Source organism: Cupriavidus sp. IDO, assembly GCF_000812465.1.
Classification (GTDB): domain Bacteria; phylum Pseudomonadota; class Gammaproteobacteria; order Burkholderiales; family Burkholderiaceae; genus Cupriavidus.
Map to the genome: position 1 here is coordinate 38,859 of NZ_JWMA01000006.1, position 22,644 is coordinate 61,502.

At 65.6% G+C, this 22,644-nt stretch carries 19 protein-coding genes; 8 read left to right on the top strand and 11 right to left on the bottom strand.

What is annotated here, in order from left to right; translation table 11 throughout:
• Positions 1–7 precede the first annotated feature (7 nt).
• From RM96_RS02025 to RM96_RS02040, 4 genes are all read right to left on the bottom strand, one after another.
• Positions 8–868, bottom strand: a complete 861-nt coding sequence (locus RM96_RS02025; protein ID WP_039007132.1) for an FAD binding domain-containing protein — start codon at positions 866–868, stop codon at positions 8–10.
• Positions 865–3,240 carry a xanthine dehydrogenase family protein molybdopterin-binding subunit gene (locus RM96_RS02030; RefSeq protein WP_039007134.1) on the bottom strand — a complete coding sequence of 792 codons (2,376 nt, stop codon included), beginning with the start codon at positions 3,238–3,240 and terminating at the stop codon, positions 865–867. The genes RM96_RS02025 and RM96_RS02030 overlap by 4 nt, the downstream gene beginning before the upstream one ends.
• Before the next feature lies 1 nt (position 3,241).
• Complete coding sequence (locus RM96_RS02035) at positions 3,242–3,730, bottom strand: (2Fe-2S)-binding protein (RefSeq protein WP_039007137.1); 489 nt, start codon at positions 3,728–3,730, stop codon at positions 3,242–3,244.
• A gap of 117 nt (positions 3,731–3,847) precedes the next feature.
• Positions 3,848–4,327, bottom strand: coding sequence for an SRPBCC family protein (locus RM96_RS02040; protein ID WP_039007138.1), 480 nt, complete (start codon positions 4,325–4,327; stop codon positions 3,848–3,850).
• A 408-nt stretch (positions 4,328–4,735) separates the two neighbouring features.
• Here RM96_RS02040 and RM96_RS02045 point away from each other — a divergent pair, with 408 nt between their 5' ends.
• The 4 genes from RM96_RS02045 (at position 4,736) to RM96_RS02060 (ending at position 9,794) form a co-directional block, all read left to right on the top strand.
• On the top strand, positions 4,736–5,920 hold the full coding sequence (locus RM96_RS02045) for an acetyl-CoA C-acyltransferase (protein WP_039007139.1): 1,185 nt from the start codon (positions 4,736–4,738) through the stop codon (positions 5,918–5,920).
• Between the two features lie 28 nt (positions 5,921–5,948).
• A complete protein-coding gene (locus tag RM96_RS02050) occupies positions 5,949–6,740 on the top strand; it encodes an enoyl-CoA hydratase/isomerase family protein (RefSeq protein ID WP_039007140.1) in 792 nt (263 codons plus the stop codon).
• A 2-nt stretch (positions 6,741–6,742) separates the two neighbouring features.
• The gene (locus tag RM96_RS02055; protein ID WP_052279265.1) at positions 6,743–8,692 is read left to right on the top strand and encodes an acyl-CoA synthetase; all 1,950 of its coding nucleotides are present in this window, start codon (positions 6,743–6,745) and stop codon (positions 8,690–8,692) included.
• A 103-nt stretch (positions 8,693–8,795) separates the two neighbouring features.
• Entirely contained in the window at positions 8,796–9,794 is a 999-nt protein-coding gene (locus RM96_RS02060; protein WP_039007143.1) for a tripartite tricarboxylate transporter substrate binding protein, read from the top strand.
• A 42-nt stretch (positions 9,795–9,836) separates the two neighbouring features.
• On the opposite strand, the gene RM96_RS02065 is transcribed toward RM96_RS02060, so the two are convergent.
• From RM96_RS02065 to RM96_RS02085, 5 genes are all read right to left on the bottom strand, one after another.
• Positions 9,837–10,646: an oxepin-CoA hydrolase, alternative type gene (locus RM96_RS02065; protein ID WP_039007145.1), complete on the bottom strand. Its 810-nt coding sequence runs from the start codon at positions 10,644–10,646 to the stop codon at positions 9,837–9,839.
• 32 nt (positions 10,647–10,678) lie between these two features.
• Positions 10,679–11,617, bottom strand: coding sequence for a 2-dehydropantoate 2-reductase (locus tag RM96_RS02070; protein WP_039007146.1), 939 nt, complete (start codon positions 11,615–11,617; stop codon positions 10,679–10,681).
• An 11-nt stretch (positions 11,618–11,628) separates the two neighbouring features.
• Positions 11,629–12,087, bottom strand: coding sequence for a MaoC family dehydratase (locus RM96_RS02075; protein ID WP_039007148.1), 459 nt, complete (start codon positions 12,085–12,087; stop codon positions 11,629–11,631).
• A 74-nt stretch (positions 12,088–12,161) separates the two neighbouring features.
• Positions 12,162–13,349, bottom strand: a complete 1,188-nt coding sequence (locus RM96_RS02080; RefSeq protein WP_039007150.1) for a thiolase family protein — start codon at positions 13,347–13,349, stop codon at positions 12,162–12,164.
• A 211-nt stretch (positions 13,350–13,560) separates the two neighbouring features.
• Positions 13,561–14,094: a winged helix-turn-helix transcriptional regulator gene (locus RM96_RS02085; RefSeq protein ID WP_039007152.1), complete on the bottom strand. Its 534-nt coding sequence runs from the start codon at positions 14,092–14,094 to the stop codon at positions 13,561–13,563.
• A gap of 104 nt (positions 14,095–14,198) precedes the next feature.
• On the opposite strand from RM96_RS02085, the gene RM96_RS02090 reads away from it, so the two are divergent.
• The 3 genes from RM96_RS02090 (at position 14,199) to RM96_RS02100 (ending at position 20,215) form a co-directional block, all read left to right on the top strand.
• Positions 14,199–15,434 (top strand): efflux RND transporter periplasmic adaptor subunit, encoded by a 1,236-nt coding sequence (locus RM96_RS02090; RefSeq protein WP_039007153.1) that lies wholly within the window; start codon positions 14,199–14,201, stop codon positions 15,432–15,434.
• A gap of 96 nt (positions 15,435–15,530) precedes the next feature.
• Positions 15,531–18,722, top strand: a complete 3,192-nt coding sequence (locus tag RM96_RS02095) for an efflux RND transporter permease subunit (RefSeq protein WP_039007155.1) — start codon at positions 15,531–15,533, stop codon at positions 18,720–18,722.
• 11 nt (positions 18,723–18,733) lie between these two features.
• Positions 18,734–20,215 carry an efflux transporter outer membrane subunit gene (locus RM96_RS02100; RefSeq protein WP_039007384.1) on the top strand — a complete coding sequence of 494 codons (1,482 nt, stop codon included), beginning with the start codon at positions 18,734–18,736 and terminating at the stop codon, positions 20,213–20,215.
• Between the two features lie 145 nt (positions 20,216–20,360).
• Here RM96_RS02100 and RM96_RS02105 read toward each other — a convergent pair whose 3' ends face one another.
• A complete protein-coding gene (locus RM96_RS02105; RefSeq protein WP_039007157.1) occupies positions 20,361–20,762 on the bottom strand; it encodes a tautomerase family protein in 402 nt (133 codons plus the stop codon).
• A 29-nt stretch (positions 20,763–20,791) separates the two neighbouring features.
• Positions 20,792–21,706 carry an alpha/beta hydrolase gene (locus RM96_RS02110; RefSeq protein WP_039007159.1) on the bottom strand — a complete coding sequence of 305 codons (915 nt, stop codon included), beginning with the start codon at positions 21,704–21,706 and terminating at the stop codon, positions 20,792–20,794.
• An 84-nt stretch (positions 21,707–21,790) separates the two neighbouring features.
• On the opposite strand from RM96_RS02110, the gene RM96_RS02115 reads away from it, so the two are divergent.
• On the top strand, positions 21,791–22,561 hold the full coding sequence (locus RM96_RS02115) for an alpha/beta fold hydrolase (RefSeq protein WP_052279266.1): 771 nt from the start codon (positions 21,791–21,793) through the stop codon (positions 22,559–22,561).
• The last annotated feature ends 83 nt before the right edge of the window (positions 22,562–22,644 follow it).

Below are 22,644 nucleotides of genomic sequence, written 5' to 3' on the forward strand. Positions count from 1 at the left end.
CAGCGCCTCAGCCGAGTGGCTCCAGGGCATCGAGGAGCGCCCGCTTCAACATCACCCTGCCGAGCTGAAGCCGGTATTCGCCATCCGCGAAATTGTCTTCCAGCGGGCTCACCTCGGCGAACGCAGCGTCGACGATGGCATCGACCCTGTCCGTGAGGCCGGTGAAGTTGCCTTCCAGCAAGGCCTCGGCCTCCCTTGCGCGGAACGCGGCATCGGCGACGCCGGTAATGCCGATCCGCCCCCAGGCGTAGCCATCCTGGCCAGCCTCGATCGCGACGGCCGCGGCAGCCACCGCGTAGCCTGACGACGGGTGGCGGAACTTGCGGTATGCGACCCGGCCCGGGACCGGCAATGGCACGCGGATGCGCGTCAGGACCTCGTCCGGCGCCACGGCCGTGGACATGAAGCCGACGAAGAATTCATGCGCGGGTACGCGCCGCGTGCCTTGTTCGCCCACCACCTCCATCTCGGCGCCCAGCGCAAGCACGACCGCCGGCCAGTCGGCCGACGGATCGGCATGCACCAGCGCGCCACCGATCGTGCCACGGTTCCTGACCGTCGGATCGGCAATCACGCTGGCGGCACGCGAAAACAGCGGCGCCAGCTGCCTGAGCTCCGCGTTCGCCTCCAGTTCGGCGTGAGTCGTGGCGCTGCCGATCGACACCGAATCCTCGTGGACCGTGATGCCACGGAGTTCCGGCAGGCGGCCGATATCGACCAGCAAGCCAGGCCGCGCCAGCCTGAGCTTCATCATCGGCAGCAGCGTATGGCCGCCGGCCAGGATCTTCGCCTCGGGGTTCTGCGCCAGGACGGAGAGCGCCTGTTGCACACTGCTCGCCCTGAGGTATTCGACTTCATAGGGAATCATGCTGCGCTCCGGCTCGTCTCATGGATGGCACGCCAGACCTTCGGCGGCGTCAGCGGCATATCGAGATGGGATATGCCGAATGGCTTGAGGGCGTCGCATACCGCCGCGACGACCGCGGGCGGCGCTCCGACGCAGCCCGCCTCCCCGATGCCCTTGACCCCCAGCGGATTCGACGGCGCAGGAGAGATATGGAAGCCAGTGCGCATGCGAGGGACCTGCTCGATGCGCGGAAAGCCGTAATCGAGCAGCGAACCCGACAGCAGCTGCCCCGCCTCGTCATACTTTGCCTCCTCGAACAGGGCCTGCCCGATCCCCTGGGCGATCCCGCCATGCATCTGGCCGTGGCAAAGCATGGGGTTGATCATGACGCCGACGTCATCCACCGCGACATAGTCGAGGATCGTCACCACGCCGGTCTCCGCGTCGACTTCCACCACCACGGCATGGCAGCCGTTCGGCGCTCCCAGGGCGGTCGGCTCATAGAACACGCGCTCCTCCAGCCCGGCTTCAAAACCCCGGGGCAGCTTGTGCGCCAGATATGCCATTCTTGCGACCTGCGAGAATGGAATGACGGCCGGGTTCGCCGCGCTGGAGAATTGGCCATCCGCATAGTGCACATCCTCTGCCGGGACTTCCAGCATGAAGCCGGCAATCCGCCGCGCCTTTTCGAGAATCTTGCCCGCTGCGGTATACGCGGCACTCCCCCCTACGGGCATCGAGCGTGAATTGAAGGTGCCATGGCCCGCCAGCACGCGGTCGGTGTCACCCTGGACGACATCGATATCCTCCATCGGCAACTGCAGGGCTTCCGCAACGATCTGCGCATAGCTGGTGGCATGGCCGTGGCCTTGCGGCATCGAGCCGCTGAACAGCGTGACCTTGCCGTCGGAATGCACCCGGACATGGGCGCTCTCCCAGCCACCCCGGTTGAATCCGACCTTCTCAAGCATCGGCGAAATGCCCATGCCCACGAGCTCGAGATAACAGATCACACCGATGCCGATGTACTTCCCCTGCTGCCGCAGCGCCGCCTGCTCCTCGCGCCAGCGCTGGTAGCCGATGAGCTCGGTCGCCTTGTTCAGGCACGCCTCGTAGTCGCCGGAGTCCCATTTGCCGCGCGCGCCATCGTGCGGCGTGTAAGGAAACTGATCGGGCTGCACCAGGTTGCGGCGCCGCAGCTCGACCGGGTCGATATCGAGTTCCCACGCGACGGCGTCCATCATCCGCTCGATGATGTATGCGGCTTCCGGCCGCCCGGCGCCGCGATAGGCATCGACCGGCGTGGTATTGGTCGTCACCAGGTTCACTTCCACGTCGACCGACGAGATCTGGTAGTTGCCCGTGATGTAGTTGGCCGTGTTGATGGTAGGAATCCCCGTCGCCATATTCGACAGGTAGGCGCCGAGGTTGGCGAACGAGCGCAAGCGGATCCCCAGCACCTTGCCGTCGCTGGTGACCGGCGCTTCCACGTACTCGGTATGCGCACGGCCATGCGTGGTCGCGACGTGGTTTTCACTGCGGGTCTCGGTCCAGCTCACGGGCAGACCGAAATGCTTTGACGCGAATGCCACCAGCACTTCTTCCGCATAGAAATGCATCTTTGCGCCGAATCCGCCGCCGATATCCGGCGCGACGATCCGCACCCGGTGCTCGGGCCAGCCCAGTGTTTCCGCCAGCCAGCGTTTCGACATATGCGGAACCTGCGTCGGCACGATAAACGTCAGGCGCTCGTCGATCGGGTCGTAGTTCGCGCACAAGGCGCGCGGTTCGAGCGGGCTCGGGATCAGCCGCTGATTGACCAGCCGGATCGACACGACCCGGTCGGCCTGCTTCAGCGCGCCCTCGTAGCTGCCGCCCTTCATCCGGAAGACGCCAATGTGGTTGCCCGGCACGTTGTCGTGGAGTTGCGGCGCGGTGTCCGACAAGGCAGCTTCCGCATCGACCACCGGTGGTAATTCTTCGTAGGCTACCGTGACCAGTTCGGCGGCGTCCGCGGCGATCTCGCGCGTTTGTGCCACCACCATCGCCACGGCCTCGCCCACGTATCGCACGCGCTCGGCGGCAAGCGGAGGATGCGGCGGCACCTTCGAGTTGCCCACGACCCAGTTCGGCCGGATGTCGCCGACCTTGCCCTGGATGTCCGCATAGGTCAGCACGCCGATCACGCCCGGCAGCGCCCGCGCGGCCGAGGTGTCGATCTCGCTGACAACGGCATGGGCATAAGGCGACCGCACGAAGGCCGCGAAGACCATGCCCGGAAACACGTGGTCATCCGTAAACCTGCCCTGGCCACTCATCAGGCGCTTGTCTTCGCGACGGCGGACCGACTTGCCGATGTATCGGGTTGCACTACCGTTCTGTGCTTCGCTCATCTCAGGACTCCCCGGTGACGGCCGGCGTCTGCTGCAGCCTGTTGGCAGCAAGCAGGACGGCATCCACGATGTTCTGGTACCCGGTGCAGCGGCACAGGTTGCCGTGCAGCGCTTCCCTGACATCGCTTTCGGCGGGCGCGGGGTGATGCGCGAGCAGTGCGCGTGCCGCAAGCAGCATCCCCGGGGTACAGAAGCCACACTGCAGCCCATGCAGCTCGTTGAAGGCTTCCTTCAACACGGTCGTCGTGTGGTCGCGCTCCATCCCTTCGATCGTGTGCAGTTCGCAGCCTTCGGTCTGGGCGGCAAGCACGGTGCATGACTTCACCGTCGTTCCGTCCACAAGCACCGTGCAGGCCCCGCACTGGGAGGTGTCGCAACCGATGTGCACGCCGGTCAGGCGTTTCTGGTCCCGCAACATATGCACCAGGAGCCGCCTCGGCTCTATCTCGGTTGTGGCGCTCACGCCATTGATGGTGTTTTCTATTTTCACAGTCGCCTCTGTGTCTCCGTTTGCACCTTCAGCATCGGCACGCGTGGTGCTTATAGTATTACGATCATAATACCAAAGGGCAAAAAAATTGATTGCGTCCTTCCGCCTGGGCAGCCCTCATTCAGGGGAAGGTGCCAGGGAACCGCCGCCATCCGCCTCCTGGCTGACCAGCTTTTCAAAGCGGGAGAAAAATTCCGACAGGAACCTGTTCGCCATGGAACCCACCAGGCGGGACCCGATCTGCGCGAGCTTGCCGCCCATCTGCGCCGCGGCCACGTAATGCAGGGAGGTGCCACCTTCGACGTCTTCCAGGCGGACATCGGCGCCCAGCTTGCCGAAACCCGCTACGCCGCCGCTCCCACTGCCTTCGATGTGATAGCCGATGCCCTCCTGATGGTCAGAGAAGCGGGCCGTGCCCTTGAACCGGGCCTTGATCGGGCCGACCGCCGCGACGATGACTGCGTCATAACCACCGTCACCTCCCTGCTGGTATTGCTCACATCCCGGCAAACACTGCTGGAAGGTTGCCGGATCATTCAACCGCCTCCAGACCTCTGCCCTGGAAGCCTTGATTACCTGTGCGCCAGTGAATTCCAATATCCGTCCCTCCGATTTCTGTCATTCCATTGCCGTCATGGCACAACAATCTATCCAGTGTCTATATCGTAGGGAGCAGGTCGCCCGGCGTCAAGGAACGGAAGGACGTTTGCGGCTAGTGCAAACCCTAGCGCTGTGACCACACCAACTTCTGGACGGGCAGGTAAACCCGGAATTGGCCAACCAGTTCTTGACGTCGCTGAAACCGTAACCCTAGTATGTAGACAGTGGATACACTGAATGCGCAGCGATGATCCGCTGGCAGGCTACGTCAGGCAAGGCATCTGGCACGGACAACACGGCCAACCCTTCGTTCCGGCATAACACGTGCCCCTTAATGTACCCACTGTCTACATTTGATTTCGGAGGCTTTGAACGGCTGCCTCCATCCACCTCAAAGGAGAACCCATGTCTCGCGCAGTGATCGTTTCGTATGCCCGCACCCCGATCGGCAAGGCCAGCCGAGGGGCATTCAACATGACCCATGGCGCAACCATGGCGGGCCATGTCATCCGCCATGCCGTCCAGCGCGCCGGGATCGATGGCGGCGAAGTCGAGGACATCATCTTCGGCTGCGGCCAGCCCATCGCCGCCACCGGCGGCAACATTGCGCGCGCGGGCGGCATCCGCGCCGGCCTGCCGGTGTCGGTGAGCGGCACCACGCTGACCCGCTTCTGCGCCTCCGGGCTGCAGGCGGTGGCCTTTGCCGCGCAGCGCGTATTGATCGACAAGGTCCCGGTGATGGTGGCGGGTGGCGTCGAATCCATCAGCCTGTCGCAGCCGGTCACGCTGAAGGTCGCCCAGCAAGAGGCGTGGCTGGCAAAAAATCGCCCTGACGTCTACCTGCACATGATCGACACCGCGGAAATCCTGGCAAAGCGTTATGGCATGTCGCGCGAGCGTGCCGACGAGTTCTCGGTGCGCAGCCAGCAGCTGACCGTCGAGGCGCAGAAGGCAGGCCGTTTTGCGGATGAGATTGTTCCGCTCGCATCGATCAAGTCCGTGACGGACAAGGCGACAGGGCAGACATCGACGATGGACTTCCTGCTCGAGGCCGACGAAGGTGTTCGCCCTGACACTACGCTCGACGGACTTCGCGTGCTTCCCGCGGTAAAGGGCGAGGGCTACCAGGTGACGGCCGGTAACTCCAGCCAGCTGTCGGACGGTGCCGCAGCGCTGGTGGTGATGTCCGAACGCGAAGCGGAACGGCGCGGCCTCGAACCCTTGGGGTACTTCGTGAGCCTCGCCACCGCGGGGGTGGAACCGGACGAGATGGGAGTCGGCCCGGTCCGTGCGGTGCCGCGCCTGCTGGAGCGCAACGAGCTCTCCGTCGACGACATCGACCTGTGGGAGCTCAACGAGGCATTCGGTTGCCAGGCGCTGTATTGCATCGACCAGCTGGGCTTGCCGCTGGAGCGCGTCAATGTCAACGGCGGCGCCATCGCCATCGGTCATCCGTATGGCATGACGGGCGCGCGCCAGGTCGGCCACATCCTGCTCGAAGGGCGTCGCCGCAAGGCCAAATATGGCGTCGTGACCATGTGCGCCGCCGGCGGCATGGGCGCGGCCGGCCTGTTCGAGTTCATCCACTGAGCATCCCAGGAACACAACGGAGACACCGATGACCACCATCACCGAGTACGACACGGTCTTTATCGACCGGGACGGCCCCTGCGCCGTCGTCACCATGAACCGGCTGGAGAAGTACAACGCGCTCAATACCGGACTGCGCAGCGACCTCTACGCGGCGCTGTCGTCGCTGATGGCCGACCGCACGGTCCGCGGCATCGTCCTCTGGGGCGGCACCAAGGCCTTCGTGGCCGGCGGCGACATCCCCGAAATGCTGGCGCGCCGCCCGATCGAGGCCTTCGTCCCGACCAGCGGTGCGCCCGACCTGTGGGCGCTGATCCATCACAGCACCATCCCCGTGATCGCCGCGATTGCCGGGCCGTGCTTTGGCGGTGGCCTGGAGCTGGCCATGGCGTGCGACCTGCGCGTGGCCGCGGACAACGCCTTGATGGGGCAGACCGAAACCAACGTCGGCCTGATCCCGGGGCGCGGGGGTACCCAGCGGCTGACCCGGCTGGTCGGGGCGACACGCGCCAAGGAGATGATCTTTACCGGCGAAATCATCAAGCCGGACGAGGCCTACCGCATCGGTCTGGTCAACAAGGTGGTGCCCGCTGGCGAGTTGCTCGAGGAAGCGAAGGCCTATGTGCACCGCATAGCCGAGAAGTCGCCGCACTCGATCGCCATGGCCAAGCTGATGATCAACAACGGCCAGGACGCCAGTCTCGATACGGCGCTGATGCTGGAACAGCTGGCCTTTGCCACGCTGTTCAGCACGGAAGACATGCACGAAGGCGGCGAAGCGTTCCTGGACAAGCGCCGTCCGGTCTACCGGGGAGTCTGATCATGAGCCAACTCAGCACACGCGTTATGGCTGGCGCGGCCCATGCGGCCAGCCCGGCGCAACCGGACCCCTACCGCCCTCGGCTGACGGTGACGGCGCTTGCCGATATCCGGCGTTTCGAGCAGACCCCGCTTGCGGATCGCCACCTGCCCGACAGCACCTACGAGCTGCTGCGCCTGTCGCGCGACCGTGCGCCGGAGGCGCCCGCCCTGCACTTCTTCACCTCCGGCGACGAGCTGGGCAAGGCGGTCACCATCACCCATGCGCAGCTGTTCGGGCGCATCACGCAGACCGCCAACCTGCTGCACTCGCTGGGCCTCGGCCCCGATGACGTCATCGGCGTGCTGATGCCGGTGACCCTGGAGTCGCAGTACGCGATCTGGGGCAGCGAGGCGACGGGCGTTGCCTGCCCGGTCAACTGGATGCTGGAGCCGGAGATTATCGCGGCGCTGCTGCGCAACGCCGGCGCCAAGGCGGTGATCGCCTATGGCCCCGACCCGGATATCGAAGCCTGGAACAAGGCCATGCTGGTGCGGCGCGAGCTGCCTGGCGTGCGGCACTGGATCAAGGCCGGCGGCGGCAAGGCGAGCGAGGCAGGGATCGTCGACCTCGACGCCGAACTTGACCGCTTCGATGGCGAGGCGCTCGACAGCAAACGGGTGTTCTCGTCGCAGGACAGGGCTTCGATGTTCCATACCGGCGGCACCACCGGCACGCCCAAGCTCGCGCTGCACACCCACGGCAATGAAGTGGCCATGGCGTGGGTAAGCGCGATGCAGATCGACGTCCAGCCGGAAGACGTGCGGGTCTGCGGGGTACCGATGTTCCACGTCACGGGCGTGCTCACCAACTGCCTGATGCCGCTGGCGCGTGGCGCATCGGTCGTGCTGCTGACAGCCAGCGGCTGGCGGGATCCCTCCGTCATCCGCAATCTCTGGCAGATCGTCGAACATTTTGGCGTCACCGCGCTGGGCATGGTCCCGAGCGTGGTCAACATGGCGCTGAACATCCCGATCGGCGACGCTGACATCAGCTCCCTCAAGGCGGCCAGCTGCGGTACGGCGCCGCTGTCGGTGGCGGTCGCCGAGGCGTTCGAGCGCAAGACCGGCGCGATGATCTTCGAAGGCTACGGGCTAACCGAAGGCACCGCGCTGAGTGCCACCAACCCGCGCTATGGCCAGCGGCGCATCGGCTCCATTGGCCTGCCCATGGCCTACCAAGAGATGAAGGTGGTCAAGGCTGCCGGCGGGCAGATCCAGCGCGAGTGCGAGCCGGGCGAGCCTGGCATCGTGGTGGTGCGCGGACCCAATATCTTCGCCGGCTACCTGAACCCGGAGCAGAACAAGAGCATCTGGTTCGAGGGCGGCTGGTTCAATACCGGCGACCTGGGCTATGCGGACGAGGATGGCTACCTCTGGCTGACCGGCCGCGCCAAGGACCTGATCATCCGCGGCGGCAACAACATCGATCCGCGCATGATCGAAGAGGCGTTGTATCGTCATCCCGAAGTTTTCGATGCCGCCGCAGTCGGGCTGCCGGACGCGCATGCGGGGGAACTGCCGGTGGCGTACCTTGCGCTCAAGCCGGGCAGCACCTATCCGATCGGACGCATCAAGCACTACGCCTATGAGGTGATTCCGGAACGCGCCGCCGTGCCCAAGCAGTTCTACGTGGTCGATGCCATCCCGAAGACTGCTGTCGGCAAGATCCAGAAGAACACACTGCGCAGTGACGCCGTGCTGCGGGCCCAGCGGCAGATGCTTGCCGAGGTCAAGGCGGATACGCCGGTGCCGCTGGTGGATATCCGCATCGAAGATCGCGGGGACCAGGGCATCCTGTCCACGCTGGTGCTGCCTGCCACCCTGAGCAACGAGGAAAAGGCGGTCGCGGTTGCCACCATCAGCCAAGCGTTCACGACGCTGACGATCAAGTACGCGGTGGTCTACGAGTAGCCCATTTCCAGAATCAGGGCCTCGCCAGAGGCAGCGCGAGTGGCATGCCGGCAGCGCTCCACGCCCGGTATGCCGGCTCGCAAGATCCAAAAAGGAGACAACCATGACCATCCAGCTTTCGCGCCGGCGCCTGCTGCAGGCTGCCTGTGGCGCCGCGCCGGCGCTGCTTGCCCCATCCTGGCTGCGGGCGCAAGCGCCCTATCCGGGCAAGCCGATTATCGTCAAGGTCGCATTTCCCGCTGGTGGCCCGGCGGACGAATCGATCCGTGCGGCAGCGGTCGTGATGAAGCGTAGCCTGGGCCAGAACGTCATTGCCGACAACCTCCCCGGCGCAAGCGGCTCGATCTGCGCCATGAATGTGCTGCGCAGCGCCAGTGACGGCTACACCTTGCTGGGCACCACCGGCATCGACTTCCTGGTCGCGCCGCTCACCATCCCATCGGCCAGGTATTCGCCGGAGGCGTTCAGGCTGGCGGGCTTCACCGGGATTTCGGACTTCATCCTGGTCTCGAATTCCTCGTTGTCATTTAGGAACGTCGACGAGGTCATTGCCTACGCGAAGAACCCGAAAAACCGTCCACTGTCGCTGGCGCACTGGGGCCCCGGCTCGGCCCCCCACCTGGTCGGCGCCGACTTCCAGGCCCGCACCGGCGTGCGCTTCCTGGAGGTGCCTTACAAAGGCGCGGCCCCGGTTAGCAGCGACATCGCCGGTTCACAGGTAGACCTGACTTTCATTCCCATGGGGGGCCCGACTTTCGGGATGATCAAGGCCGGCCGCTTCAAGCCGATCGGGGTCGCCAGCAAGACCCGGCATCCGGCCTTGCCCGATGTGCCCGCGCTGTCGGAAAACAAGGCTCTGGCCGATTTCGAATACAGCCAGTGGGCAGGCGTGCTGGCCCCGCCGAATACACCGGACGCCGTGACGGCGCGCGTGGTCGATGCCATGAACGCCTGGGTGGCCAGCCCCGAGAACCGTACCCGCCGCACCGTCAACCTGCAGCGCGCGATCGAGCCGATGACGATGGCCCAGGCGCAAGCCTTCCTGAACGGCGAACACGCCAAGCTGACCCGGATTGCCAAAGGCCTGAAGCTGGCAGGGTAATAGCGCTGATGGGGCCTGGTGCAGGCCCCATCGGCAATGCGGTCAGCCAGCCGCGTCGCGGCGCAGGCTGGCAAAATCGGCGGGCCGTTTCCCCAGGAACGCAGCAATGCCTTCGGCGGCCTCGGCGCCGCCCTGGGCCACGGCCATCGAGATCCGCTCAGCTTCGAGCTGGTCGTCGAGCGTGCGCTCGTGGGCATGCCGGCACAGCGCCTTGATCGATGCCATGGCCTGCCGTGGCCCTTGCGCCAGCCGCGCCGCCAGCGCGATCGCCACCGCGCCGGCCTGTCCTGCTTCAACCAGCTGGTTGACGATCCCGAAGTGCTGCAGCTGCTCCGCCGTGATGCGATCGCCGGTCAGGGCCAGCTGCGTCAGCACCTGCCGCGACAGGCTCTGCGCCAGCAGGCCCGTAATGCCGCCATCCGGTGTCAGACCCACCTTCACATAGGCGATCGAGAAGGCCGCACCGGCCGATGCAACAATCAGGTCGCAAGCCAATGCCAGCGAGAAGCCCGCGCCGGCAGCGCCGCCTTCGACCGCTGCCACGATCGGCTTCGGATAATCGCGCAGATTGCACACCACGTCGTGCAGGTGCCCCAGGCGCTCGATGCGCTCCTCGTAGCTCAGTTCCCGCCGCTTGCTGATCAGTTCCAGGTCGCCGCCCGCACAGAAGTAGTTGTCGGCGCCGGTCAGCACGATCGCGCCAATCTCCGGATTGTCCGCGGCGGTGGCCAGCGCTGCGCGAATGTTGTCATAGAGGTCGGCCGCAATGGCATTGCGCTTGCCGGGGTTGTTGATGGTTAGCACCAGCACGCGACCTTCCGTGCGCTGCAACAGAGAAGAAAAAGTGGTCATGTCGTGAATTCTGTCAGTGAGGCGAGGTCCGGTCAGCCGGCATTCTGTTGGGCAGCGCGCTGCAACTCATAGACCTGAAGGTGGCAATAGGCCGCGCGGCTCAACGGGAGATCGCGCCCGCGTTCGGCCGCGCGTGCAATGAGATCGCCGACGATGGCGTCGGCTTCGATGCGTGGTGCGCCCTGGGCAATATCCCGCATCATCGAGGCCGCCCAGGTCGATGCACTATCCAGCAGGCGCGCCCGCATGGCATCGGCAACGGGTTCCGGGATGGGGTGGCCGCACAGCTGCGCCACCGCCCGGCACTCCGTCATCGCGTCAAGCATCAGGCGACGACCGTCCTGCGTCTGCATGATGTCCGCCACGGTGCCTCGCATCAGGCATGTCATGACCGCGCCCGCGGCGATCATGGCCCACTTGTTCCACAGCTCCTGCCCGATCGCGCCCGATACCTCGCGCGTGCCCGCCGCCCTGGACACCAGCGCATGGAACTCCGCGGCCAGCGCCGAGGTCTGCGCGGTGCGCGGCCCGACCACCAGCCGGTCCACGCGGCCAGCGTGCAGGACGGTGCCATCCGCGGCCAGCGTTGTCGCAATGTACGAGACGCCGCCCAGCACGCGCTCCCTGCCAAAGCGATGGTCAAGCCGGTCGTAGGCAGACAGGCCATTGAGCAGGGGCAATATCGCGGTGCCGCGGCCGACGGCCGGGCTGATCGCTGCGATCGCATCGTCAAGGTCATAGGCCTTGCAGGCGAGCACGACGAGGTCGTACTGCGCATCGACCTCGCCCGCCTGGACTGTTCTTACCGGGCGATGGAAGTCGCCAAGCTCGCTGCGCACCGCCAGTCCATCGCGTGCCAGCGCCCGCGCGCGTCCGGGCCTCACCAGGAAAGTCACGTCCGCGCCCGCCTCGATCAGTCGCGCGCCATAGTAGCCACCCATTGCACCGGCACCGAGTACCAATATCTTCATGATGCCCCCGTTTACGCGTTACCAGCGGGACGGCACTGCACGACCAGATTGACGACGCCGGCCTGCACGGGCTCGTCATGCTGGTTGAAGGTTGTGATGCGCACCTTCACGATGCCCTGATCGGGGCGCGACTTCGATGTCCGCACCTCAAGGATCTCGCTCTCGACGCGCAACTCATCGCCGGGCCGCACCGGCTTGGGCCAGCGCAGCTCCTCGAAGCCCGCGCCGACGATGCCGCCCGCGGGCCGGAGTTCGCCGTCGACCAGCAGGCGCATGGTCAGCGCCGCCGTGTGCCAGCCGCTAGCGGCCAGCCCGCGGAACAGTGTGTCGCGGGCAGTCGCGTCATCGAGGTGGAAGGGCTGCGGGTCGAACTCGGCGGCGAAGGACTTGATCCTGTCTGCCTCGACGCGCAGCCGTCCGGAACCATATTTCTGGCCCGGCACCAGATCCTCAATGTATTGGATGTTCATGCTTGCTCCTCCAGGTTTCCTCACGCTGAATTCACGGACCAGCGCGCGCCCGTTGCGACACAGCCGGCGACGAATCAGGCCAGCGCCTCCAGCGCCAGCGCAATCCCTTGTCCGCCGCCGATGCATAGCGTGACAATGCCGCGCCGGATGCCATCCGCGCGCATGGCATGCAGCAGGCGCGTCGTCAGCACCGCGCCGGTCGCGCCGATCGGATGGCCGTGCGCAATAGCGCCACCGTCGACATTGATGATGTCGTGAGGCAGGCCAAGCTCCGCTGCCACGGCCAGGGGCACCGTGGCAAAGGCTTCATTGATCTCGATGCGTTCGATATCGCCCAGCTGCCACCCCGCGCGCTGCAGCGCCTGCCGCACCGCCGGGACGGGGCCCAGGCCGAACAGGCCGGGCTCCACCGCGCCCACCCCGTAAGCCACCAGCCGCGCCACCGGCGCCAGCCCCTTGCCTTCGGCCAGCGAACGCTCGGCAACGATCATGGCTGCCGCCCCGCTGTTGAGCCCGGGCGCATTGCCGGCCGTGATGGTGCCATCCGGGCGGAACGCGGGCTTGAGCCGGCTGAGCGCTTCGAGGCTGGTGTCGGGCCGGTTGGCTTCGTCCACCTGGAACATCGTCGGGCCACCCTTCCCCTTCACCTGCACGCCGACGATCTGATCGGCGAATCGCCCCTGGGACTGGGCCAGCGCGAAGTTCCGCTGCGACCGCTCGGCCCAGCGGTCCTGGGACTCGCGGCTAAGCGCATAGCGCGCGGCAAGGTCCTCGGTATGCCAGCCGGAATGCTGGCCGGAGAATGCGTCGTGCAGCCCGTCGTACAGCATGCTGTCATGCAGGACTGTATCGCCCATGCGTTGTCCCCAACGGCCGGAGGGCATCAGGTAAGGCGCACGGTCCATGTTCTCCATGCCGCCGGCAATGGCGATGTCGACATAGCCCAGCCGTACCTCGTCCGCGGCCGTTGCGATGGCCTGCGCGCCCGAACCGCATACGCGGTTGACGGTCATCGCCGGAACCGAAACCGGCAGGCCTGCGCCGATGGCAGCCTGGCGGGCCGGGTTCATCCGGTTGCCTGCCTGGATCACATTGCCGAACACCACGCTGCCAACCTGGCCAGGATCGATTCCGGCGCCTTCCACGGCTGCACGTATCACCGCGGCGCCGAGTTCAGTCGCCGGGATGGATTTCAATGAGCCGTTATAGGCGCCAATGGCGGTTCGCACCGGCTGGCACAGCACCACTTCTCTTGCGTTCATAGCACTCTCCCTTGCATGGGGCAATATCAATCGGTCGCACGCACGTCAAGCGAAGTGCAGTGCATCATGGGTGGCCTGGTCAGGCCCGTGGTAACCCGAAGCCGATCCCGGCAAGCTCGGCGATCGACAGCGCGCCGGCAGCCAACTGCCGTCTGGTGCCGGCCCTCGATCTGGAAGAGGAAACAGTTCGCATGGCATGTCCCTTCTGCTTTCAGGATTCACCCGCCGCCGGGACAGTCTGGATCTGCGCTTCGGCACTGGCGCCAGCCGACCGGGCCAGCCGCCGGTGCATGCCCTCGCTGGCAGCCGGGCCAGCCGCCATCAGGTGATCCGCTTCCGTGATCGGATGCCCGTTGGCTGCATCGACCAGCACAGGGCTGACGCTGGCGCCCGTGCGCCGGTCCACCAGCAACACGCTTTCGCCCTCGGGCGCGAAATGCTTGTTGCCCCACGCCAGCATTGCCAGCAGCACTGGGCGAAACTCATGCCCGCGCTGGGTCAGCACATATTCGGAACGCGGTGGATGGTCGCAATACGGGCGCCGCTCCAGCACGCCTTCCCCGACCAGGAAGTTCAGGCGGCGAGTCAGCATGTTGGGAGCGATGCCCAGGTTCTTCTGGAAATCGTCAAACCGGGTCACGCCGTAGAACGCTTCCCGCAAGATCAGCACGCTCCACCCTTCACCGATGCGCGCCACCGTGCGGGCGATTGGGCAAGGCGTGTCTCCAAGTGGCTTTCTATGCATGATCGACGTGGCCAAGAAATCTTGTTGGTATCAACATGAAAGTTAGTATAGAGTTGAAACTATCATGATGCAAGCAAGTAGATGGGACACGGAGTGAAAGAAAGATGAATCACAAATCTCAGCGCTCGCTGATCGCCGTTGCCATCGCGGCAATTCTTGGCGTGGCCGTGGCAACCTCGGTTCTGCGCCCCAGGCACGGTGGGGAAGCACGGGCCAGCACGCCGCCACCCGCACCGGCGGTGGAAGTGGCCGTCGTAGTCGGGCAGACCATCACCGAATGGGATGAGTTCTCGGGCCGGCTCGAAGCGGTGGACCGCGTGGAAATCCGTCCGCGTGTGTCCGGCACGATCGAAACGGTGCATTTCCGCGATGGCGCCATCGTGAAGAAGGGTGATCCGCTGTTCACGATCGATCCGCGCCCGTACGCGGCCGAAGTGGCACACGCCGAAGCCGCACTCGCGGCAGCGCAGGTGCGGGCCTCGCATGCGCAGACCGAGAAGGTGCGCGCGCAGCGTCTGCTCGACGACAACGCAATCTCGCGTCGCGAATTCGACGAGCGCATCAACGCTGCCAGCGAAACCACGGCCGACGTGCGCGGCGCGCAGGCGGCGCTGGAACTGGCGCGCCTGAACCTGGGCTACACGCGTATCGTGGCGCCGGTCTCCGGCAAGGTATCGCGTGCGGAAATCACCGTTGGCAACCTTGTGGCTGCTGGTGCCGCATCGCCGCCGCTGACTACGGTGGTGTCGGTGTCGCCGGTATATGCAGGCTTCGATGTCGATGAACAGAGCTACCTGCGCTACACCGCGCCGGGCGCCGGCGGCGACAAGAACGACCTGCCGGTGTACCTGGGCCTGGCCAACGAGGACGGCCATCCGCACCAGGGCAGGATCCAGTCGGTCGACAATCGCCTCGATCCGCATAGCGGCACGATCCGCGTGCGCGCGGTCTTCGACAACGAGGACGGCCGCCTGCTGCCGGGCCTGTACGGCAAGGTCAAGCTTGGTGGCGGCACGCCCCATCCGGCCGTGCTGGTCAACGATCGCGCGATCGGTACCGACCAGGGCAAGAAATTCGTGCTTGTCGCCGACAAGGCCAACAAGCTCGCGTATCGCGAAGTGGAGCTGGGGCCGACGCATGAAGGCCTGCGCGTGGTCCGCAAGGGCCTGGAGCCGGGCGAGACCATCGTCGTCAGCGGCCTGCAGCGCGTACGGCCGGGCGATACGGTGACGCCGAAGAGCGTGGCGATGGCCTATCGCCGCGAGCTCGAACCTCGCAGCAATGGGCCGGACCGCAGGCAGGCTGCGCAACCGCAAGCCGAAAAACCCGGGGTGAGCTGAGCCCAGCCAGGCCCGCCAGACAACTTTCCCCCTTGCAGCTGCAGGCGGCGTCCGTTCCGGCGGATCGCCAGGGGAACCGCTTTCGCCGAGACCAGGATGAACCTCTCGAAATTCTTTATCGATCGCCCGATCTTCGCGGGCGTGCTGTCGGTGCTGATCTTCCTGATTGGCGCCATATCGGTGTTCAAACTGCCGATCTCGGAGTACCCGGAAGTGGTCCCGCCTTCGGTGGTGGTGCGCGCGCAGTTCCCCGGCGCCAATCCCAAGGTGATCGCCGAAACCGTGGCCACGCCTCTGGAAGAGCAGATCAACGGCGTCGAGGACATGCTCTACATGTCGTCGCAGGCCAACAGCGACGGCAACCTGACGCTGACGGTGACCTTCAAGCTCGGCACCGACCCGGACAAGGCGCAGCAGCTGGTGCAGAACCGCGTCTCGCAAGCCGAGCCGCGCCTGCCCGAAGACGTGCGCCGCCTGGGCATCACCACGGTCAAGAGCTCGCCGGACCTGACCATGGTGGTCCACCTGATCTCGCCGAACAATCGTTACGACATGACGTACCTGCGCAACTACGCGGTGATCAACGTCAAGGACCGCCTGGAGCGGATCCAGGGCGTGGGCCTGGTGAAGCTGTTCGGCTCGGGCGACTACTCGATGCGGGTGTGGCTTGACCCGGAGAAAGTCGCCGAGCGGCAGCTGACTGCCGCGGAAGTGGTCAAAGCGATCCGCGAGCAGAACGTGCAGGTGGCCGCGGGCGTGATCGGGCAATCGCCGTCGCTGCCCGGAACCGACCTGCAACTGTCGGTGAACGCCCAGGGTCGCCTGCAAACCGTGGAGGAGTTTGGCGACATCATCGTCAAGACGTCGCCGGACGGTGCGGTGACCTACCTCAAGGACATCGCGCGGATTGAACTCGGTGCATCGGAATATGCGCTGCGCTCCCTGCTCGACAACCAGTCCGCAGTGGGCCTGCCGATCTTCCAGTCACCAGGCTCGAACGCGCTCCAGATCTCGGAAGACGTGCGCAAGACGATGGAGGAGCTCAAGCAGAACTTCCCGGAGGGCCTCGACTACCGCATCGCTTACGATCCAACCCGCTTCGTGCAACACAGCATCGATGCGGTGGTGCATACGCTGTTCGAGGCCATCGCGCTGGTGGTGCTGGTGGTGATCCTGTTCCTGCAGACCTGGCGCGCGTCGATCATTCCGCTGCTGGCGGTGCCGGTGTCGATTGTGGGCACCTTCGGGCTGATGCATGCGTTCGGCTTCTCGATCAACGCGCTGTCGCTGTTCGGGCTGGTGCTTGCCATTGGGATCGTGGTCGATGACGCGATCGTGGTGGTGGAGAATGTTGAACGCAATATCGAAGAGGGGCTGACACCGAAGGAGGCCACCTACAAGGCCATGCGCGAGGTCAGCGGCCCCATCATCGCGATCGCGCTGACGCTGATCGCCGTGTTCGTGCCGCTGGCCTTCATGACCGGCCTGACTGGCCAGTTCTACAAGCAGTTCGCCCTGACGATCTCGATCTCGACCATTATCTCGGCGTTCAACTCGCTGACGCTGTCGCCAGCGCTGTCGGCCCTGCTGCTCAAGGGCCACGATGCGCCCAAGGACTGGCTGTCACGCTGGATGGACCGTGTGTTCGGCGGCTTCTTCAAGCGCTTCAACCAATTCTTCGGCCGCAGTGCCGACAGCTATGGCCGCGGCGTGAAGGGGGTAATCCGCCGCAAGGGCTCGGTGTTCGGCGTCTATGCGGTGATGCTGCTGGCCGCCTGGGGCGTGTTCCAGCTGGTGCCGAAGGGCTTCGTGCCGGCGCAGGACAAGCAATACCTGGTCAGCTTTGCCCGGCTGCCCGACGGCGCCACGCTCGACCGCAGCGAGGACGTGATCCGCCGCATGTCGGAGATCGCGCTCAAGCACCCGGGCGTGCAATCGGCGGTGGCCTTCCCGGGCCTGTCGATCAACGGCTTCACCAACAGCCCGAGCGCGGGCATCCTGTTCGTCGGCCTCAAGCCGTTCGACGAGCGCAAGAGCAAGGAACTGTCCGGCAAAGCGATCGCGGCCAGCCTGAACAAGCAGTTTGCGTCGATCCAGGATGCGTACATCGGCGTGTTCCCCCCGCCGCCCGTGCAGGGGCTCGGCACGATCGGTGGTTTCAAGATGATCATCGAGGATCGGGCCGCGCTCGGCTATGACGCGCTGTTCGAAGCGACCAAGGCATACCTGGCCAAGGCGCGCGCCACGCCCGAGCTGGCCGGCGTTTTCAGCAACTACCAGATCAACGTGCCGCAGCTCGACGTGCAGCTTGACCGGACCAAGGCCAAGCAGCTCGGCGTGCCCGTGACCGACGTGTTCGACACGCTGCAGACCTACCTGGGCTCGGCCTACGTCAACGATTTCAACCGCTTTGGCCGCACCTACCAGGTCCGGGTGCAGGCCGACGCCCAGTTCCGCCAGCACGCCGAGGACATCCTGCAGTTGAAGACGCGCAACGCCGCAGGCGACATGGTCCCGCTGTCGTCGCTGGTCAGGGTGAAGCAGAGCTTTGGCCCGGACAGCGTGATCCGCTACAACGCCTTCACGGCAGCCGACATCAACGGCGGGCCCGCGCCCGGCTTCTCGTCGGGGCAGGCGCAGGCCGCCGCCGAGCGGATCGCTGCCGAGACCCTGCCCAAGGGCATCGGCTTCGAATGGACCGACCTGACCTACCAGGACATCCTGGCCGGCAATGCGGGGGTGTGGATTTTCCCGCTGTGCGTGCTGCTGGTGTTCCTGGTGCTGGCTGCCCAGTACGAAAGCTTGACGCTGCCGCTGGCGGTGATCCTGATCGTGCCGATGAGCCTGCTGGCCGCCATGACCGGTGTGTGGCTGACGCGTGGCGACAACAATATCTTCACGCAGATCGGTTTCATCGTGCTGGTGGGCCTGTCGGCGAAGAACGCGATCCTGATCGTCGAGTTCGCGCGTGAGCTGGAGCACCACGGCCGCAGCATCGTACAGGCCGCGATCGAGGCCAGCCGGCTGCGCCTGCGCCCGATCCTGATGACTTCGTTCGCCTTCATCATGGGTGTGGTGCCGCTGGTGGTATCGACCGGCGCCGGCGCCGAAATGCGTCATGCGATGGGTGTGGCGGTGTTCGCCGGCATGTTGGGGGTGACGTTCTTCGGGCTGTTCCTCACGCCGGTGTTCTATGTGGCGCTGCGGCTGCTGGCCACACGCGGCCAGCGTCGCCAGGCAATCGCGCAGGACACCTCGGCCGCGCAAGCCGCGGCCTCGGCGGAATAAGGGTGAACGGCATGAACAATGTGATGAAGCCATACTTGCCAACGCTTGCAACCCTGACCGTCGCGCTGGTGCTGGCAGGCTGCTCGCTGGCTCCGACCTACAAGGTGCCCGAGACGGCCACGGCGCCGGCGTTCAAGGAAGCCGAGGCTGCAGCGGCCGAAGGCGCGCAATGGAAGACCGGCACGCCGGCCGAAGGCCAGCAGCGTGGAGACTGGTGGAAGGTCTTTGGCGACGCCGACCTCGACCGTTTAATCGAAGCGGCCAACACCTATAACCAGGACCTGGCTGCCTCTGCGGCCCGGCTCAAGCAGGCCCGGGCTTTCACCGGCGCAACCGAAGCGGATCTGTATCCACAACTGAGCATCGGCCTCGATCCAACGCGCACGCAGCCCTCGGCTGCATCGCTGGGCCTGCCCGATGGCACACGCATACCCGCCCGGACCGTGCTCAAGGCACGTGCATTTGCCGGTTATGAGCTAGACCTGTTCGGCCGGGTGGCCAGCAGCGTCAATGCGGCGCGCGCCGAAGGCGATGCTGCCGGGGACCTGTATCGCTCCGTGCAACTGGCGTTGCAGGCCGACACCGCGCAGGCCTACTTCGCGCTGCGCACGCTCGATAGCGAACGTGAACTGCTCAACGCGACGATCAGGCTGCGCGAAGATGCGCTGTCACTGCTGAAGAAGCGCTACGACGCCGGCGAGACCACCGACCTGGATCCGGCGCGTGCCGAAGCCGAACTCGGCACCGCACGCGCCGACCTGGCGACCATCGAACGCCGGCGCGCCAACCAGGAGCATGCGCTGGCCGTGCTGACCGGCGTGCCCCCCGCGCAGTTCGCCCTTGCCGCACACCCGTTCGATACGGCGCCCGTGGCCATTCCGCCGGGCCTGCCGTCGGAGCTGCTCGAGCGTCGTCCGGACATCGCCGCGGCGGAGCGCCAGATGGCGGCGGCTAATGCGCGGATTGGCGTGGCCAGGGCCGCGTTCTTTCCGCGCATTTCCCTGACCGGGCTGTTCGGCTTCGAGTCGTCGGATTTGTCGAACCTGTTCAAGTGGTCGTCGCGCACATGGCTGCTCGGGCCGCTGGTCGGCACGACGATCGCCCAGACTGTGTTCGACGGCGGCCGCAACAGCGCCAACCTGGCCGGCGCGCGCGCCGCACACGAGGAAAGCGCCGCGCACTACCGGCAGACCGTGCTGGTGGCCTTCCGCGAGGTCGAAGACAGCCTGGCCGACGTACGCTGGCTGAGCCAGCAAGGTGCGGCGCTGGACAGCGCGCTGGCCGGCGCCAGGCGTGCGCAACGCATCTCGCGTAGTCGCTACGACGCCGGCGCGGTCGACTACCTGACCGTGATCGACGCCGACCGCACCGTCCTGCAATCGCAGCGCGATGCCAATCAGGTCGCAGGGCTGCGGGCGGCCGCAACCGTGTCGCTGGTGCGCAGTCTCGGTGGTGGCTGGGGTCCGTTACCGGAGGCGGTGGCGAAGCACTGACGACGCTTCACATTCCGTTGGCGGCCCCCTCTCTCTCGTGCCAATGGGAGAGGGGGCCCTCCCTCATTGAGGTGCTGACTTCACACGGCTCCGGGCTTGCACGATTGTCTCCTGTCTTGTTGGTTTCTGCAGGTATCGCTGGCCTTCACCACTGCGGTGGCTTATCGGCCAGCTGGGCGACGCCGCGGCCGAAGGAGAAGTTCTCGTTGGGGACAGGGATCATCGCGATGAAGATGTCGTCTGGGCGGATTCCGGCCGCGTCCTCGAGCTGACGGCAGATTTCTGCCATCAGCGCCTGCTTGTCGCTGGCCGGCCGGTGCGCGCCGAGAAGAACTGTCACGATCATCGCGCCGGCTGAGCGTTCCATGTCCATGAAGGCGGGATCGATAAACAGCTCATCGTCACCGTGCTCGCTCAGCGCGATAAAGCGATCGCCCGGCGGGATGCTCAGCCCGACCACCAGCGAGCGGTTCAGTGCGTTGCCGATCGCGATCTTCTGCTCGCGCGAGAAACGTCCTTTGGGGATATGTGCATGGAATACGGGCATTGGATTTCTCCGGTTGTTGAAGGATTTGGTCAGGCCTGCAGGCTCAGCACGCCGCTGAGGTGCTGCCGGAACCAGTTGGTAGCGGCAACGCTGGCTACCGTGAATTGCGCGCTGTATGGAGCGAAGTGGCCACCCGGGATCATCACCAGCCGCTTTGGCTGGGCAGCGCGCGCAAAGGCATCGACCTCCAGGTCAGTCATCGTGAGGTCGTCGTCGCTGGCAACGATCATCAGCAACGGCGTCGGAGCGATCTGGCTGATCCATGCGCCAGGCTCATAGGAGCGCGCGACGCGGGTCGAGCGCAGCGTGACGGCGTTGATCCAGGCAGCACCGCCGAGGTCCTGCGTATAGAAGGCGATGGAGTCGGCGGAGCGGTACGCCGCCGGTGTGGCGGCATCGGCGCTGGCCACGGCCTGCATCCGGGGGGGTGCGCCACCTTCCTGTGCGCGCTGGTCGGCAGCGAACATCTCGAGCAACGCGGGCAATGCCCCGGGAGGCACCCGGCGCCTGCCTTGTTCGGAGCCGCTGATGGTTGGCACCTGCGACACCACACATTTCACCCGCCGGTCTGTCGCAGCCAGGATCAGGGCATGGCCACCGCTGTAGCTGCTCCCCCAGATGCCAAGCTGATCGGGATCGACCTCCGGGCGAGAGGCAAGGTAGCCCAGCGCAACGCGCCAGTCGGCAATCTGCGCCATCGGGTCAATATCGTGCCTGGGCGTTCCATCACTCGCGCCAAAGTTGCGGTGGTCATGCACGAGCACAACGAAGCCGGCCTGCGCGAAAGCTCGCGCAAAAGGCTCCAGCCCGTGCTCCTTGACCGCAGCAAAACCATGACACATCGAAATCGCCGGGCACTTCCCCGCCGCGCCGGGCGTAAACAGCCAGCCGCGCAACGTGATGCCATCCTCGGCCTGGAATTCGACCTCGCTCCTGGTCACCATCGGAACCTCCTTTACAATACGAGCATATACTCATAATATGGCAGCACAACGCTTCATACAAGCAGTTCCTTCAGGAGACTCACCATGCCCGCGTCGCAGCCCGCAGCCCCTCGTGAACGAGTGCCGGATTCCCTGGTGATGATTCACGGCTTCCTCGACAGCCACGTCGGGTGGGATCCGCTGATCGCGCAATGGCAGGCGCAGGCGGCCGACATCGTCGCGCCGGATCTGCGCGGCGCTGGCTCACTACGCGACGCTGCCGGCCCCTACTCCCTTGAGCAAGCGGTCGCAGACGTCGTCCAGCTGATCCTGGAGCAGGATCTTTACGCCGTGGCGCTGGTTGGCCATAGCATGGGCGCGCAGATCGCTGAACTCGTGGCCGCGCGCCTGCCGGATCGCGCTGCAGCCCTGGTACTGGTCACCCCGACACCGCTGGCCGGCAATACGCTGCCGGACGAAGTCCGCGCCCTGTTGCGGGACTGCGGCGGCGATGCGCAAGCCCAGCGGGCAATCCGGGAGATGTTCTCGCGCCAGCTGCCAGCACATCAGCTGGCGCGTCTGACCGATCCTGCAAACATGATGGGAAAGGCCGCGGTGCAGGCCTATTACGACGCCTTCACCGGCGGCCACCCCAGCGGCAATGCGCCCTGCGCCTTTGGCGGTCCGGTGCTGGTGATCGCCGCGGACGAGGATCCCGTGATCCCGGTCGCCATGGTGGAGCACGCGCGCGCGGCGCGATTATCCGGCGCCGCCTTCGCGCTGATCGAAGGCGCCGGCCACTGGCCGCAAATGGAGCAGCCTGAGCAAACCGCCAGCGTGATTGCTTCCTTCCTCGGCCTGCCAGTGGAGGCCTGAAGCCTGCGCACACGCCGGCCCGCCTTGTATATACGAGCATATTCTCGTACTATGAAATCCATCGACTCGATGCAGGATAGATT

What these genes read in the sequence shown, in the direction of transcription:
- RM96_RS02100 (WP_039007384.1), top strand. Translation starts at nt 18,734, where the DNA reads ATGAACAATGTGATGAAGCCATACTTGCCAACGCTTGCAACCCTGACC.
- RM96_RS02025 (WP_039007132.1), bottom strand. Translation starts at nt 868, where the DNA reads ATGATTCCCTATGAAGTCGAATACCTCAGGGCGAGCAGTGTGCAACAG.
- RM96_RS02110 (WP_039007159.1), bottom strand. Translation starts at nt 21,706, where the DNA reads ATGGTGACCAGGAGCGAGGTCGAATTCCAGGCCGAGGATGGCATCACG.
- RM96_RS02095 (WP_039007155.1), top strand. Translation starts at nt 15,531, where the DNA reads ATGAACCTCTCGAAATTCTTTATCGATCGCCCGATCTTCGCGGGCGTG.
- RM96_RS02065 (WP_039007145.1), bottom strand. Translation starts at nt 10,646, where the DNA reads ATGACCACTTTTTCTTCTCTGTTGCAGCGCACGGAAGGTCGCGTGCTG.
- RM96_RS02055 (WP_052279265.1), top strand. Translation starts at nt 6,743, where the DNA reads ATGAGCCAACTCAGCACACGCGTTATGGCTGGCGCGGCCCATGCGGCC.
- RM96_RS02050 (WP_039007140.1), top strand. Translation starts at nt 5,949, where the DNA reads ATGACCACCATCACCGAGTACGACACGGTCTTTATCGACCGGGACGGC.
- RM96_RS02060 (WP_039007143.1), top strand. Translation starts at nt 8,796, where the DNA reads ATGACCATCCAGCTTTCGCGCCGGCGCCTGCTGCAGGCTGCCTGTGGC.
- RM96_RS02115 (WP_052279266.1), top strand. Translation starts at nt 21,791, where the DNA reads ATGCCCGCGTCGCAGCCCGCAGCCCCTCGTGAACGAGTGCCGGATTCC.
- RM96_RS02070 (WP_039007146.1), bottom strand. Translation starts at nt 11,617, where the DNA reads ATGAAGATATTGGTACTCGGTGCCGGTGCAATGGGTGGCTACTATGGC.
- RM96_RS02090 (WP_039007153.1), top strand. Translation starts at nt 14,199, where the DNA reads ATGAATCACAAATCTCAGCGCTCGCTGATCGCCGTTGCCATCGCGGCA.
- RM96_RS02075 (WP_039007148.1), bottom strand. Translation starts at nt 12,087, where the DNA reads ATGAACATCCAATACATTGAGGATCTGGTGCCGGGCCAGAAATATGGT.
- RM96_RS02030 (WP_039007134.1), bottom strand. Translation starts at nt 3,240, where the DNA reads ATGAGCGAAGCACAGAACGGTAGTGCAACCCGATACATCGGCAAGTCG.
- RM96_RS02045 (WP_039007139.1), top strand. Translation starts at nt 4,736, where the DNA reads ATGTCTCGCGCAGTGATCGTTTCGTATGCCCGCACCCCGATCGGCAAG.
- RM96_RS02085 (WP_039007152.1), bottom strand. Translation starts at nt 14,094, where the DNA reads ATGCATAGAAAGCCACTTGGAGACACGCCTTGCCCAATCGCCCGCACG.
- RM96_RS02080 (WP_039007150.1), bottom strand. Translation starts at nt 13,349, where the DNA reads ATGAACGCAAGAGAAGTGGTGCTGTGCCAGCCGGTGCGAACCGCCATT.
- RM96_RS02105 (WP_039007157.1), bottom strand. Translation starts at nt 20,762, where the DNA reads ATGCCCGTATTCCATGCACATATCCCCAAAGGACGTTTCTCGCGCGAG.